This is a genomic window from Actinomycetospora chibensis (assembly GCF_028737215.1).
Lineage (GTDB): Bacteria > Actinomycetota > Actinomycetes > Mycobacteriales > Pseudonocardiaceae > Actinomycetospora > Actinomycetospora chibensis.
Genome location: NZ_JAQZAM010000031.1, coordinates 1 through 12438, shown reverse-complemented (window position 1 = coordinate 12438; position 12438 = coordinate 1). Strand labels below are relative to the sequence as shown.

General features: G+C 69.8%; 18 protein-coding genes. 3 read left to right on the top strand and 15 right to left on the bottom strand.

Features of this window, described 5'->3' with window-relative positions; genetic code table 11:
- Positions 1-4 precede the first annotated feature (4 nt).
- Positions 5-229 (bottom strand): hypothetical protein, encoded by a 225-nt coding sequence (locus PH189_RS28445; RefSeq protein WP_274192233.1) that lies wholly within the window; start codon positions 227-229, stop codon positions 5-7.
- A gap of 93 nt (positions 230-322) precedes the next feature.
- On the opposite strand from PH189_RS28445, the gene PH189_RS28440 reads away from it, so the two are divergent.
- Positions 323-1006 (top strand): VOC family protein, encoded by a 684-nt coding sequence (locus PH189_RS28440; RefSeq protein ID WP_274192232.1) that lies wholly within the window; start codon positions 323-325, stop codon positions 1004-1006.
- On the opposite strand, the gene PH189_RS28435 is transcribed toward PH189_RS28440, so the two are convergent.
- Positions 1003-1785, bottom strand: coding sequence for a GAF and ANTAR domain-containing protein (locus tag PH189_RS28435; protein ID WP_274192231.1), 783 nt, complete (start codon positions 1783-1785; stop codon positions 1003-1005). The two genes, PH189_RS28440 and PH189_RS28435, sit on opposite strands and share 4 nt — an antisense overlap.
- Before the next feature lie 297 nt (positions 1786-2082).
- On the opposite strand from PH189_RS28435, the gene PH189_RS28430 reads away from it, so the two are divergent.
- Positions 2083-2652: a hypothetical protein gene (locus tag PH189_RS28430; protein WP_274192230.1), complete on the top strand. Its 570-nt coding sequence runs from the start codon at positions 2083-2085 to the stop codon at positions 2650-2652.
- Positions 2653-2696: 44 nt separating this feature from the next.
- On the opposite strand, the gene PH189_RS28425 is transcribed toward PH189_RS28430, so the two are convergent.
- From PH189_RS28425 to PH189_RS28415, 3 genes are read right to left on the bottom strand one after another with little or no spacing between them, the layout of a single operon-like run.
- Complete coding sequence (locus PH189_RS28425) at positions 2697-3089, bottom strand: VOC family protein (protein ID WP_274192229.1); 393 nt, start codon at positions 3087-3089, stop codon at positions 2697-2699.
- Positions 3086-3376, bottom strand: a complete 291-nt coding sequence (locus PH189_RS28420; protein ID WP_274192228.1) for an ArsR/SmtB family transcription factor — start codon at positions 3374-3376, stop codon at positions 3086-3088. Before PH189_RS28420 ends, PH189_RS28425 begins: the two co-directional genes overlap by 4 nt.
- Positions 3377-3417: 41 nt before the next feature.
- Positions 3418-3807 (bottom strand): tautomerase family protein, encoded by a 390-nt coding sequence (locus PH189_RS28415; RefSeq protein ID WP_274192227.1) that lies wholly within the window; start codon positions 3805-3807, stop codon positions 3418-3420.
- A gap of 101 nt (positions 3808-3908) precedes the next feature.
- On the opposite strand from PH189_RS28415, the gene PH189_RS28410 reads away from it, so the two are divergent.
- Positions 3909-4355: a winged helix-turn-helix transcriptional regulator gene (locus tag PH189_RS28410; RefSeq protein WP_274192226.1), complete on the top strand. Its 447-nt coding sequence runs from the start codon at positions 3909-3911 to the stop codon at positions 4353-4355.
- A 93-nt stretch (positions 4356-4448) separates the two neighbouring features.
- On the opposite strand, the gene PH189_RS28405 is transcribed toward PH189_RS28410, so the two are convergent.
- From PH189_RS28405 to PH189_RS28360, 10 genes are all read right to left on the bottom strand, one after another.
- Positions 4449-4622, bottom strand: a complete 174-nt coding sequence (locus tag PH189_RS28405; RefSeq protein ID WP_274192225.1) for a hypothetical protein — start codon at positions 4620-4622, stop codon at positions 4449-4451.
- On the bottom strand, positions 4619-4756 hold the full coding sequence (locus PH189_RS28400; protein ID WP_274192224.1) for a hypothetical protein: 138 nt from the start codon (positions 4754-4756) through the stop codon (positions 4619-4621). Before PH189_RS28400 ends, PH189_RS28405 begins: the two co-directional genes overlap by 4 nt.
- A gap of 198 nt (positions 4757-4954) precedes the next feature.
- Complete coding sequence (gene fmdA / locus PH189_RS28395; protein WP_274192223.1) at positions 4955-6208, bottom strand: formamidase; 1254 nt, start codon at positions 6206-6208, stop codon at positions 4955-4957.
- A 59-nt stretch (positions 6209-6267) separates the two neighbouring features.
- Positions 6268-6939 carry an AmiS/UreI family transporter gene (locus tag PH189_RS28390; RefSeq protein ID WP_274192222.1) on the bottom strand — a complete coding sequence of 224 codons (672 nt, stop codon included), beginning with the start codon at positions 6937-6939 and terminating at the stop codon, positions 6268-6270.
- Between the two features lie 84 nt (positions 6940-7023).
- Complete coding sequence (locus PH189_RS28385; protein ID WP_274192221.1) at positions 7024-7260, bottom strand: FmdB family zinc ribbon protein; 237 nt, start codon at positions 7258-7260, stop codon at positions 7024-7026.
- 451 nt (positions 7261-7711) lie between these two features.
- Complete coding sequence (locus PH189_RS28380) at positions 7712-8059, bottom strand: hypothetical protein (RefSeq protein WP_274192220.1); 348 nt, start codon at positions 8057-8059, stop codon at positions 7712-7714.
- 221 nt (positions 8060-8280) lie between these two features.
- Complete coding sequence (locus PH189_RS28375) at positions 8281-8592, bottom strand: fluoride efflux transporter FluC (protein ID WP_274192219.1); 312 nt, start codon at positions 8590-8592, stop codon at positions 8281-8283.
- Positions 8589-8891 (bottom strand): fluoride efflux transporter FluC, encoded by a 303-nt coding sequence (locus PH189_RS28370; protein ID WP_274192218.1) that lies wholly within the window; start codon positions 8889-8891, stop codon positions 8589-8591. The genes PH189_RS28375 and PH189_RS28370 overlap by 4 nt, the downstream gene beginning before the upstream one ends.
- 153 nt (positions 8892-9044) lie before the next feature.
- The gene (locus PH189_RS28365) at positions 9045-9587 is read right to left on the bottom strand and encodes a universal stress protein (protein ID WP_274192217.1); all 543 of its coding nucleotides are present in this window, start codon (positions 9585-9587) and stop codon (positions 9045-9047) included.
- A 1214-nt stretch (positions 9588-10801) separates the two neighbouring features.
- Positions 10802-11971 (bottom strand): pentapeptide repeat-containing protein, encoded by a 1170-nt coding sequence (locus PH189_RS28360; protein ID WP_274192216.1) that lies wholly within the window; start codon positions 11969-11971, stop codon positions 10802-10804.
- Positions 11972-12438: the final 467 nt, after the last annotated feature.

Here is a 12438-nt window from a genome sequence, read left to right as displayed (position 1 = left end):
CGGTTCAGCGCCCCGGACCCTGGCGCTGAGCCCTCATCAGCAGGATCGCCGCGCCCGTCACGAGCGCCGCCGCCAGCGCGACCGTGAAGATCGCCCACGGCACGAAGGCCCCCGTCGCCAGCGCGAACGCCCCGAAGTACAGGGCGGCCGCGACGTAGAGCGCGACCTGCAGGCGACACAGGAACCGGTTCCGGTCGGTGTCGTTCGGCGGCCACGTGATGCCCGGCATGCGGAGAACCGTACGCGGCGCTCCTGGCGGCACCCCGCTCAGGGCGCCGCGCACGCGGGTTCGAGGGCTGCCTGGCGCCGTACCGTCGCCTCCGTGCCACCGACACCCGCCGTCGACCACCTCGTCGTGGCCGCCACCGACCTCGCCCGCGGCGTGCCGGCCCTCGAGGAGCAGCTGGGGGTCCGGCTCGGGGCGGGCGGTCGGCACGCCGGCTTCGGCACCCACAACGCCCTGCTGGGTCTGGGCGGGAGCACCTATCTCGAGCTGATCGCCGTCGATCCCGACGCTCCAGCGCCGGGTCGGCCCCGCTGGTTCGGGCTGGACGAACCCGGCGTGCGCGCGCGCCTCGCTGACGGCCCGCGACTGCTGCACTGGGTCGCCCGCCCCGCCGTCCTCCCGCCCGGCCCCGACGACCACGGCGAACGCCTGCGGCTCTCCCGCGACGCGCTGTCGTGGACCCTCACGGTGCCCGCCGACGGCGCGCTCCCCGGCGGTGGCAGCGACAGTGGCAGCGGCGGTGGCAGCGGAGATGGCGGCGGAGATGGCGGCGGCCTGGTGCCGAGCCTCATCGCCTGGGATGGGGCCCACCCCACCGACGGGATGCCCGACGCCGGCGTCCGGCTCGAGCGTCTGGTCCTCGCCTCGCCGGACGCTCCCGCGCTGCGCCGCCGGCTCGCCGACCTCGGGCTCTCGGGCTGCGTCACCGTCGCCGACGGACCGCCGCTCCTGCGCGCCGAGCTCCGGACCCCCGACGGCCCCGTGGTGCTGGGAAGCTAGCTGCCGGACGGGGAGGGACCGACCGGCGAGGCGTCGAGCCGGGCGGTGTCCGCGGGCCCGCGCCGGGCGCCCCGGCGCGCGACCTCGCCGAGGAGCCAGCGCGCCACGTCGACGAGCTTGAGGTTGGTGCTCTGGGACGACTCCACGAGCATCCGGAACGCCTGGTTCTCGTCGACCCCGAAGCGCTCCATCAGGACGCCCTTGGCCTGGCCGATGACGTCGCGGCTGTCGACGGCCCGGGCGAGGTGGGCAGCCTGCTCGCTCCCGTGGAGGAGCATCGCGGCCTGGACACCGAACAGGCCCGCCAGCAGCCGCGCCTCGGAGTCGAACACGCCCGGCTCGGCGGCGTAGAGGTTCAGCGCGGCGCGCGTCCGCCCGTTCGTCGCGAGCTGGGTGGAGAGCATCGAGCGGCACCCCGCGGCCACCGCCGCCGGCGCGAACCGGGGCCACCGCTGCGCGTCGGCCCCCGCGAGGTCCTCCGCGATCACCGCGCCGTCCTCGGCCGGGCACTCGAGGGCGGTGACACACGGGCCCTCGTGCAGCTCGCCCTGCAGCCGGTCCAGCTCGGAGATGCCGCGGCTGGTCGGGTTGCAGGAGTCGATGATCCCGTCCTCCGTCACCGAGAGACCGCCCGCGGTCGCGCCGGGCACCGTCTCCACGGCCGCGGTCACGATCTCCGACAACGTCCGTGGGAGATCCCGGATACTGCGCCGATCCAGGAGGGTCCGGGCCGCTCTGCGCAGAGCGACGACGAGCTGGTCAGCCTGCCCCGGGTGCACCGTGCTGTTCCCACCTCTGCGGTCGCGACGAGAGATGCGGGGCAGCAACCGGACGACGTGCCGCACTGCCGATCTCCACCGTCGCGCGCCGGCGACCCGTCCCGGGCGGGGTACCGGCGACCGTCGGCGCGGAGAGACCCGGCAAGCGCCGGCCTCGCCTGCGCCCCGATCCACGAAGCGGCCGTCTGCTCGACCGCGGCCCCGCTACTTTACTGGTACGCGTGTGACGGTCATCCAGGGACACGGCACGTGGGGCGAGCCACAGGAGTCCGCCGGCCGCGGTGGGACAGTCACCCCGTGATCCGACCGGTGGACGGACAGCTCGGCATCGGCCCGACCGCGGAGGAGGCCGCCGCCGAGCTGCCGGGCGACGACCTCGTTCCCGACGCCCAGGTCGTCATGGATCGTGGCTTCACGCTCCCCGGCCCGCCCGACCTCGTCTGGCCGTGGTTCGACCAGCTCGGCAAGGACCGCGCCGGCTGGTACCTCCCGTGCTGGGTCGAGACACTGATCCCCCGCTCGCGACGGGCGCTCCGCCACCTCGATCCCGGCATCCCGTCATTGCGCCCCGGCGACGTCATCGCGGACTGGGGCGGGCCCGGCGCCACGTTCGAGATCGTCACCCACCGGGCCCCGGAGGTCCTCGTCCACCGGTCGGCGCGCGGGGACCTGCGGATCAGCTGGACGATCGCGCTGCGGGCGGCAGGCGCGGCCGCCACCCGGGTCCACCTCCGCTTCCGCATGGCGGGCGTCCGCCGCCTGCGCCTGGCCCGGGTCGGTGGCGGGCTCCTCGACCTGCTCACCGTCGCGGGCCTCGCCGCAGGGCTGCGCGAGCGGATACTCGATCACGAGAGAAGACGACGATGAACGAGCACCTGCGGGCCGCCGCGGGGGAGCGGATCGGGAGCCGCCTATCCGGACTGGTGCACGATCTGGATGAGGTTGCCGCAGGTGTCGTCGAGCACCGCAGTGGTCACCGGGCCCAGGTCGACCGGCTCCTGGGTGAAGGTCACGCCGAGAGCGCGCAGCCGGTCGTACTCGACCTTGACGTCGTCGACCGTGAACTGCGTGAAGGGGATGCCGTCGGCGACGAGCGCGTCCCTGAAGGGTCGCACGGCCGGGTGCCCACTGGGCTCCAGCAGCAGCTCGGTGCCGTCGGGGTCCTGCGGGGACACCACGGTGAGCCAGCGGTCCTCGCCGCCCAACGGGATGTCGTGCTTCGTCATGAAGCCGAGGACGTCGACGTAGAACCGCAGCGCCTTCTCCTGGTCGTCGACGAAGACGCTCGCCATCTGGATCCTCACGTCGGTCCCCTTTCCGTGTCCCCCGCCAGCCAGCGCTCGACAATCGTCCGCAACGGCCCGGTGTTGATGTGGTGGAACTTGTACCGGCCCTCGCGGTTGGTCTCGACGAGGCCGGCGGCCTCCAGGACGTCGAGGTGCTGCGAGATCGCCTGCCGCGTCGAGCTGAGCCCGTGCTTCATCGTCAGGCGGCCACAGAGCTCGAAGAGCGTCTGACCGTTCCGGTCGGTCAGCTCGTCGAGGATCGTGCGCCGGGTGGGGTCGGCCAGCGCCTTGAAGACGTCGCCCACGGCGGGAACATTAGGCAAGTCATGACTTGCCTGTCAACGACTCAGAGGATGGCACCGACGTCCTCACTGCTCTCGGGGAGGATCACGCCGGCCTCCATCACGTTGGCGCCCGGGATCTCGACGATGAAGATGCCGAGGTCCTCCTTGGCGTCGCCGGTGATCGCGCACCAGGCGTCGGCGAGACCGTTGATGAGCCTCGCACGCACCTCGGGCGAGCGCCCGGACCGGATCAGCCCGACCATCCGGGGCCCCTCCACCGCCTCGCCGGCGACGAACACGCTGCCCGGCGCGACCTCGGTGAACGAGCACTGGACGTAGGTCCCCGGAGCACCGGTGACCTCGGCGTGGACCTTGGTCATCGCGGCGGCCACCTCGGCCTTGTGAGCCAGCGTCGCTCCGCCGGTGGGCACGGTGAACTGGTAGAAGGGCACGTCATCCTCCACGGGTGGGACTCGATTCGAGTCCGACCGTGACAGAGGCCCTACGGACGCGCAAGCTGCTGGGACTCGAAGAGTGTCCTACCGTGGCGCCCGTGAAGCACGACGATCTGCAGGACGTCTACTGCTCGGTGGCCCGCACGTGGTCGGTGATCGGCGAGCGCTGGACGATGATGATCCTGCGCGAGTGCTTCCGCGGCGAGCGCCGCTACGACCACTTCCGCGACAAGCTGGGCATCGGCAGCAACGTCCTCAACGACCGGCTCCGGCTGCTCACCGCCGAGGGCGTCCTGGACCGCGTCCCCTACCAGGACAGCCCGCCGCGCCACGAGTACCGCCTCACCCGCAAGGGCGCGGACCTCTACCCGGTCCTCGTGACGCTGATGAGCTGGGGCGACACGTACAAGAACGACGTCGCGCCGGTGCGCCTGGTCCACCGCACCTGCGGACACCCGGCCGAGGCGCGCGTGACCTGCAGCCACTGCGCGGAACCCCTCGCCTGGCGGGAGATGACCGCGGAGCTCGAGCCCGGGGCCTGGTAGGGCCGTCGACCACGTCGTAGGGCGGAGCGGGCTCGCTCGACCCCCCTATCGCGGGGCGCGAGTCCGTGAGCACCGGGCCCGGCCCCTGGCGGCTCACGGGCTGAGGAAACTCGCTTCGACCTCGACGAGCCTGATCCGCCGCAGCTCCACACCGGCCGCGGCCTGGTTCTCGGCGTTGTCGGCGACGTGCCGACGGAAGGCCTCGGCGGCGTCACGAGAGGTGAAGGTGACAACAGCAACGCTTTCTCGGGCCTCGCGATCCATCATCCAGTGCCGCTCACAACGCCGCCGTGCTGGCGCACCCGCGGGACGATGAACTCGTGCAGGCCCTGCCGGCTGACGGCCTCTCGGGTCAGGTCTCTGCCGAAGGTTGCGATGGTCGCGTAGCTGGCTTCGCTCATCCGCTCGGAGTCCTGCGAGGCCGCCAGCAAGCCACGACGTCCCGGGGCCGACGGAGCACTCGACCCCGGGACGAGACCCGATGCCCTTCCCTGCACCGTACTGCCCGACCCCCAGCGGGACGGGATCAGGCCTCTGGCCTGCGGCGGCGATACTGGTATCGAACCAGTGACCGACGACATGCGCCTCCGGCGCCGCGCTCAGCTGGTGATCGCCGCCATCCCGCGGTCGGCGGACACCGGGCCGGCCGACGACGGGCGCACCTCGAAGTCGAAGATCGCCGTCGGCAGGTAGAGCGAGCAGCAGGCGTTCGGGATGTCCACAACGCCGCTGACGCGCCCCTCGATGGGCGCGGAGCCCAGGAGGAGATAGGCCTGCTCTCCCGAGTAACCGAACTTCTTGAGGTACTCGACGGCGTTGAGGCAAGCCCTCTTGTACGCCAGCGTGGCGTTCAGGTACTCGTTGGTGTCGGTCTCGTGGTCCACCGAGATGCCGATGAACGTGAGGAACTCGGAGTAGCGCGGCTCGACGTTGCCCGGCATGAAGATCGGGTTGGTCGTCACCCCGTAGGTCTCCATCCCGCCCTTGATCAGGTCGACGCCGAAGTCGATGAAGCCGCCCATCTCGATGGCCCCGCAGAAGGTGATCTCGCCGTCGCCCTGGCTGAAGTGGAGGTCGCCGCCGGAGAGCTTGGCGTCGTTCACGTGTACCGGGTAGAAGACGCGGCTTCCCCGTGTGAAGTTCTTGATGTCGTGGTTCCCGCCGTTCTCCCGTGCGGGGACGGTGCGCGCGCCCTCCCGCGCGATCCGGTCGGCGACCTCACCGGTGGCCGTGCCGCCCAGGCTGTTGTCGGTCAGCGGCGGGAGGGCCAGCGGAGGCACCCGGTCGGGTTCGCGATCGATGAGGGCCTGCTCGCGACGGTTCCATCGGGCCAGCAGATCGGCCGACGGCGCGGTGCCGAACAGCCCGGGGTGGGTGATGCCGGTGTATCGCACACCGGGGAGGTGGCGGGAGGTGGCGACCTGGCCACGGAAGTCCCAGATCGCCTTGGCCGATTCCGGGAACCAGTCGGTCAGGAACCCTCCGCCGTTCTCCCGCGCGAAGATCCCGGTGTAGCCCCAGCCCTGACCCGGGGCGTCGCCGAACTCCTGGGGTGCCTGCACCGGGCCGAGGTCCAGGATGTCGACCACGAGCAGGTCGCCCGGCTCCGCGCCCTCCACGCCGATCGGTCCGGAGAGCATGTGCGCCCGGGACAGGTCGACGTCACGGACGTCGTTCGCGGAGTCGTTGTTGCCGATCTGCGCGTCGGTCCACTCGCGGCACTCGACTCGGAAGTCGCTCCCCGGGCGGACCATCGTCGCGACCGGGACGTCCGGGTGCCAGCGGTTGTGGCCGGGTACGGCCTGGTCGCGCATGGACTTGCCCTGGTCCACCGAGAACACGACTTCGGGCATGGTGATCCTCCTTCGGGCGGCCCGGTTCCCAACCCGGCCGGTGGGGTGGAACGGTCAGCTCAGCTTGTGCTGACCGGGCGTTCAGGGGCCGGTGCGGTCGGCTCGGGGGCGGGCACCGGCTCGGCGTGCCCCCCGCGTTCACGGCGGTCACGGCGTGCGGTGGGGAGCAGGATCAGCACCATCGCCACGCCGATGACGGCAAGCACGATCGCGGTGGTGCTGGAGGTCGACCAGTAGCCGGAGAACAGCAGGAAGCCCGGGATCGCGGCCGTGACCCAGCCCTCGATGAGGGCCACCCAGCCCGTGTAGCGGGTGAGCCACTCCTGCTTGAGCCCCAGCAGGACGAAGAACAGAGACCACAGGAGCGCCCAGTACAGCCAGATGACGCCGAACGGGGCGTCCTCGAGTCGCGTGAAGTTCATGAAGGAGTAGCCGAGCGCGGCGATGGCCACGAACAACGAGAACCAGCCGACACCGGTGGAGTCCAGCCCGGCCAGCAACCCGATCCCGACGTAGAGGTAGGTGAAGCCGAACAGGTAGAGCCCCGAGGCCAGCAGGATGGTGTCCTGGTCCCCGTTCGCGGTGAAGATCAGGAACGTCGGGGTGACCACCTGGAGGCCACCGACGAAGAGATTCATGATCGCGCCGGCCCGCGGCTCGACCCTCCCGAGCAGCATCACGCCGTTGATGAACAGGACGGCTCCGACGTAGAACAGACCTACCGATGCCACGACACGTCCTCCTTCGGGCGGGCGTCGTCGACCTCCCGAGATCCCGGTGCGGCGGCGCGGTCCCGCTCGGCCGGGGCGAAACGACTAGCGGCGCTCGCCACCGGGCGAGCGTCGGACCACCTCGGGTGCGTCCCGGCTGGCCTCCTCGCGAGCCAACGCGGAACGCAGTGCCGGGTTCATCCCGGCCAGCGACGGCGCGTCCCACCGCCGCGGCGAGGACGCACCACAGCGCGTGCAGACCGCGCGGTCCGGTGCCTCGCCCATCGGGCGTGTCAGGTCGAAGTCACCACAGGCGGGGCAGCGATAGGCGTAGGTAGCCATCGCGACCTCCGTGGTCCGACTCTCGTCGCGCTCGGACGTCTGAGAGTCGCCTCCCTGCAGGGAACCGCGCAAGGGCCCCGGGTTGCGCCTCGGCCACGGTCGGGACACCGCGCGGTGGCCTGTCATCGGCGGCAAGCGGCTGCCTCCCCGCCGTTGGGCGACCGGCACGGTGCACTCGTCGCAGGAGTGCCCGCGGCCGCTCCGCCCGTCACCGATGGGGTAATACCCGAGCTCGAGGAGGGCGTACCGACCATGCAGACCTCGAAACTGCGGCTGGCGCCGCCCGTGACCCTGCGGGCACGGACGCGATGATCCGACGGCCGTGGAGCGGCGACCGTGTGCCGCCGCTCTGCGAGCGCTGCTGGTACCCCGTCCTGCACGGGCAGCCCTCACGCTCGTACCACCCGCGCGTCGTGGGCGTCCCTTTCGCTCCGCTCTGGGTGTGCGTGGTTCACCGAGGCCCGGTCTGCCCAGCGCCGTCGGGATCGTCGGGGCTCGGCGGCACGCGGTGAGGCCCAGTAGCCCCCGGTGCGGGCGGGGCGTCCTCCTCGACCTCCTCGAGGGCGGAGTCGAGCAGGCGTTCCAGATCGCCGAGCCCACGGCGCGGAGCGCGCCTGTCGACGACCACCACGCCGTCGTCGACGACACCGGCCTCCGCCAGGGCATCCGTGATCGCCTGCGCGCTGCGCAGGCTGCGCCCGGCGAACCGGTCTGCCGCCCGGTGCTTCTCCGGAGGCTCCCAGCTGTCGTCCCGCCCCCTCAGGGAAGGAGAATCGTCTTGACCGTCATCGTCAGCCATTGGCGCTGTCTCCGTTGCGACGTCGAGGGGCGTGATCCCGAGCCGTCGCCGTCGTGCTGGAGCTGCGGACGGGACGTCGTCGTCACGGCGAGACCATCGTGTCCCTCCGAGCCCCCCGGGACCACCTGAGAGAGGTGTCCTCCAGAACCTCGTCGGGCGGGCACCCGCGTCGAGGCGCCGGCGTGCGAGAACGTCCTGGGGCGCCTGGACCCAAGCGGCCTTCAACATCGTCGTCTCGGTGCTCGTCGGCCTGGGTGCCGCGGCGGTCTTCCGCGAGCCGGACGGTTTCGTAGCCGAGGGTTGACCAGGTGGAGAGCCCCGCAGAACCCGGTGCCGATCAGGACAGCAACGGCGTGCGACGCCCTGGCGACGGCGGCCAAGCCGAGCACGAACCACGCGACGATGTTGACGGTGAAGGTGCCCCAGGGGAGGCCGGTGCCATGGGTGGACTGGAGCCATCGGTCCGTCAGGGAGCGGGTGGGGGCTCCGACGGCGGCGCCGAGGATCACGAGGAGGCCTGCGGTCGTGGTCATGATCGAGTCCTTCGTGGACCGGTCAGGCCCGCGAGCCGACGGGTCGTGGCGAGCCCGAGGAGCACCGCGGGGAGCGCCGCGACGACGGTGGCGACGAGGTAGAGCGCGGCGACTCCCACATGATGGCCGCAGAGCAGCTCGTGTGCTTCGACCGCGTAGCTGGAGAACGTGGTGAAGCCGCCGAGCACTCCGACTCCGAGGAAGGGCCGCAGGACGGGATGCGCCTGCCGGGCCTCGGTGACCAGAACGACGAGCACCCCCATCGGGCGGGTCGCCGGCGTGCGGGCCGCCCTCGGCATGTCGACTCGTAACCGCTGACGCGGAGTGGTCGTCGTCGTTCGCGCGATCGTTGATCGGGGTGGTGTCGTGGTTGTCGGGCAAGGGACCTCCCGAGACGATCGGGTGCCGGGCGGAGCAGGGTCGTGACCCGTTGAGGTCTGGCTGGGAGCCGGTCAGGGCTCGTCGGCCGCGTGCGGCGGGATCACCAACACGGGCCGGTGGGTGCGGGCGATCAGTCCGTGCGATACCGAGGGTCGGGTGCCGAGCAGGCGGCTGATCACACCCCCGGCGCTCTCGCCGCGGCTGCCGACGATGAACATGAGCGCGTCGTAGTGGTCGGCGACCTGGCGTAACAGTGCGACCGGGTCGCCGTGCGCGGCGTGGTAGGTCCACGAACCCGGCAGATCGGCCAGCGCGGACTCCACGTCGTGTTGCTCAGCGGCGAGGGTCTTCTGTGCCTGCTGTTCCCAGTCCGGGGAGTCGGGGTCGATGGGGTAGTCGGACAGGTCGACGACGTGCACCACGTGCAGGGCTGCCCCCAGCCGCACGGCGAGGTCGGCGCCGTGGTGCAGCACCGCCTCGCCGTACGGGCTGGCCCGGTAGCCCAGCACCACGTGGGCGGTCGGCTCCGAGCCCGGGCGGGGCCCCTCGGTGCGCACCTGGGGGCCGGGCGCCTGGGCGTCGTGCGCCTCGTCGGGAGGCTCCGCGCGACTCATGAGTCGCTCCTTCCAGCTATCGGGTCGGACGATCGGGCCGACGACGGACGACCGCCGTGCTCAGCCGCGGTCGTGTCCGGCGCGCACGGCAACGTGCCATCGCCGCCCGGCCAGGTGCGCCTGAGCGAGCTCGTGCAGCTCGCCCAGGACCCGACTGTGTGGGTCGGCGACGAATCCGGCGCCGGCGAGCTCCACGTAGATGAGTTCCCGTGACGCCTCAAGATGGACAACCCGAGGCATCAGTGACATCTCGGCCCTCGCTCGGCGCGCGGGCTCCGACCACCTCACGAGGCGGAGGGGGAGTCCGGGCGGGCACGGTGCCCTTCTACGAAAGCGGCAGGTCACTTCCGGCGCCGTCGGCGCGTGCAGGTCCACCGGCCAACGAGATCGACGGCCCCCTCGGGCGCACCGCCTTCCGGGCCCGGACGACGACGAGGACAAGGGAGGCCGCTGATGGCTGCTGCATTCCTGCTGCATCGATCTTCGCCGGGCATGACGAAGGCCCTGGTCGGCGGCTCGTGCGAGCCTGTGACCAGGGCCTTGGTGCGTGGGCGATACTGGTATCGAACCAGTGACCTCTTCGGTGTGAAGGTCCCCTGGGTCGCCTGCGGCGTTCCGGGGGGTGCCCCGGCGAGGCCCTGGAGCTGCGGTTTCGTGCCGTGCTGGCTCGCAGCTGTCGCGGTTCGTCTGCCTGCTGTGTTCGTCGCATGTTCGTCGTCGAGTCGCTCACTGGACTCCACGAAAGTGACGGTCGAGCCGCGCTCTCCTCACTCATCCAGGGAACGTCTGAGAAAGCACATCTCTGGAAGCCGCAGGTCAGCGCCGTCGGCTGGTCTCGACCCGTGACTGCGCCCGACAGCCCGTCTCGAAGCGCATGCGCGCCGGATGTGTGCCGAGGTGCTTGGCGATCTTCCGCGCGCCCGGTCATCTACCTTTTGATCCGTAGTCCCCTGCCGAGGTGCTACAGAAGTTTAGAGAGCTCTCCGGCCTGCGGTTTCACTCTGCCTCGACCGGAACGCGCCCGACTGGGACCGGCGACGTTGCTACACGACTCAGTTACAGGTGAGCCAGCCACAACTTGGCCGCGAGCCACGTCTCGAAACTGAGCCCGCGCCCCACATCCCGGACGCGAGCCAGCCGCGGTGGTTCTTGAGGCACCGCGAGCGCGAGCACGAGGTGGCCCCGACTACGAAGAAGTGTGCCCACAGATTATGTCAGTCAATGGGGTTAAGGAGTGCTTGCCCATCAGGTTGCGGCTGGTTCAATTCCCAACCGGAGGGCCAATTGTGCTTGCAATCATACGCGGCACGGCATCGCAAAAATCGCACGGAGCCTTCGAAGGATTTAAAGCTGGCGGGACCTCCGAACCAAACCTGTATAAATGTGGCCTCCTTGACACTCTTGGTGAAAGAGCAATCGACGCTGCCGCCAAAATACGATTGGATGAACATCATTGCAGTATCGAACAACGCTCCACCAAAATCTGCAGGACCCGCAAACTTTATCGCGGCGAAGCTCGGTGTCTCCTCGAAGCGCGCGAAAGAGAACGACACGAAGCCCTCAAAGGTGGCGTTCTCGAACCTCGCGGACGTAAAGATGGATTGCTCGAACCGTGTGTGGCCGTAGAACCTGGCGCCGGCGAAGTTAACATTGGGAACGAGACATTCCCTCAATTCAAAATCGACCAGGTCAGCGCCCCTGAGATCGACATTCTCCACCTCCGTCCAATAGTTGCTCAAGTCCTCCTGATGGCCGATCTTGCGAAAGTGGGACCCTAAGAGATGCTGCGCAGTACGGCGGACCTCAAGTTCCTCCCTGGCAGATCGCGCAGATTCGTCTTCCTTTCCCTCGGACGCCGAAGGAGAAGCTTGAGCAGTACCGACCTCCTCCGGCGGGTGCCGACTCGCCAACTCCTTCTCTATCCACTGAGGCAGAAGCAAGCTCGTTCCCTCGAGCCTTCTGGAGTAGGGATCGCGAAGTGGCTCGTAGGGCATTCGGAGATACGCAGACAACACTCCAACGACTGCCTGGCGCTGACTCGCTGTATCTTGACCAAGGCGATCGAGAGCGTAGAGTCCAGCCAATCGAACCGGCGCCTTATCCGACCCAAGTTGCTCTGCGGCACTCGTATAGAGTTCGGTCGTTCGCCGCTCGAGCGCGTCTGCCTCCGAAGCGAGCGTCGCCTGATGAACCAGGATCGACGTCTCCTCCGAGTGCCTCTGCCTACGGAAGGCAAGCAGCAAAGCTACGGCTCCGCCCACGCCAACACCGGCAGTAAGAGCGGTGCGAATCGCGTCGATCTGCACCGCTCCGCTGGGCGCAATTGGTGCCCCCGCCTGGGGCGGCGGGACCGGCTCTCGAGCGATATAGAGCAACCAGACCATCAGCACTACCGTCACCGCTATTACGGCGACTCCCCCTCCTATCAGCGCGACGTAAGAGATCGGCTGCGAGGGCTCCACCCGCTTTCCAGGCACTTGCCTTGGAACACCACGACGAGAGGAACGGTTCGGTTCACCGCTCGGGTCGACATCCACGGCTCTGCTCACGTACCAACTTCGCACCTAGTTAGTCACACGTTACTGCTCGTGACGTCTGGAACCACAGACAAGAAGTATGAGCGCTGGGTGCGCTCGCTTGCCAGCAGCCGACACCTCCCGTCTTCCCGAGCGCCGTCTGCCTCGCTCAGTTCGTGCAGACCAGCGAGTTCACCGGAGGGAGTCGAGCGCCGAAGGCTCGCCCATGTACCTGGAGTTCCCATGAGCTTGACTTCCGTCGAAGTAGCCAGGCTCAGCTTCGGGGTCTCTCCCTCGGCGGCGCGGGCTCTGCCCTGCCGGGCCGCTCGTGCGGG

Excerpts from the sequence above, each read along its gene's own strand:
- PH189_RS28445 (WP_274192233.1), bottom strand. The coding sequence starts at position 229 with ATGCCGGGCATCACGTGGCCGCCGAACGACACCGACCGGAACCGGTTC.
- PH189_RS28405 (WP_274192225.1), bottom strand. The coding sequence starts at position 4,622 with ATGATGGATCGCGAGGCCCGAGAAAGCGTTGCTGTTGTCACCTTCACC.
- PH189_RS28400 (WP_274192224.1), bottom strand. The coding sequence starts at position 4,756 with ATGAGCGAAGCCAGCTACGCGACCATCGCAACCTTCGGCAGAGACCTG.
- fmdA (WP_274192223.1), bottom strand. The coding sequence starts at position 6,208 with ATGCCCGAAGTCGTGTTCTCGGTGGACCAGGGCAAGTCCATGCGCGAC.
- PH189_RS28385 (WP_274192221.1), bottom strand. The coding sequence starts at position 7,260 with ATGGCTACCTACGCCTATCGCTGCCCCGCCTGTGGTGACTTCGACCTG.
- PH189_RS28380 (WP_274192220.1), bottom strand. The coding sequence starts at position 8,059 with ATGGCTGACGATGACGGTCAAGACGATTCTCCTTCCCTGAGGGGGCGG.
- PH189_RS28375 (WP_274192219.1), bottom strand. The coding sequence starts at position 8,592 with ATGACCACGACCGCAGGCCTCCTCGTGATCCTCGGCGCCGCCGTCGGA.
- PH189_RS28370 (WP_274192218.1), bottom strand. The coding sequence starts at position 8,891 with ATGCCGAGGGCGGCCCGCACGCCGGCGACCCGCCCGATGGGGGTGCTC.
- PH189_RS28365 (WP_274192217.1), bottom strand. The coding sequence starts at position 9,587 with ATGAGTCGCGCGGAGCCTCCCGACGAGGCGCACGACGCCCAGGCGCCC.
- PH189_RS28360 (WP_274192216.1), bottom strand. The coding sequence starts at position 11,971 with ATGGTCTGGTTGCTCTATATCGCTCGAGAGCCGGTCCCGCCGCCCCAG.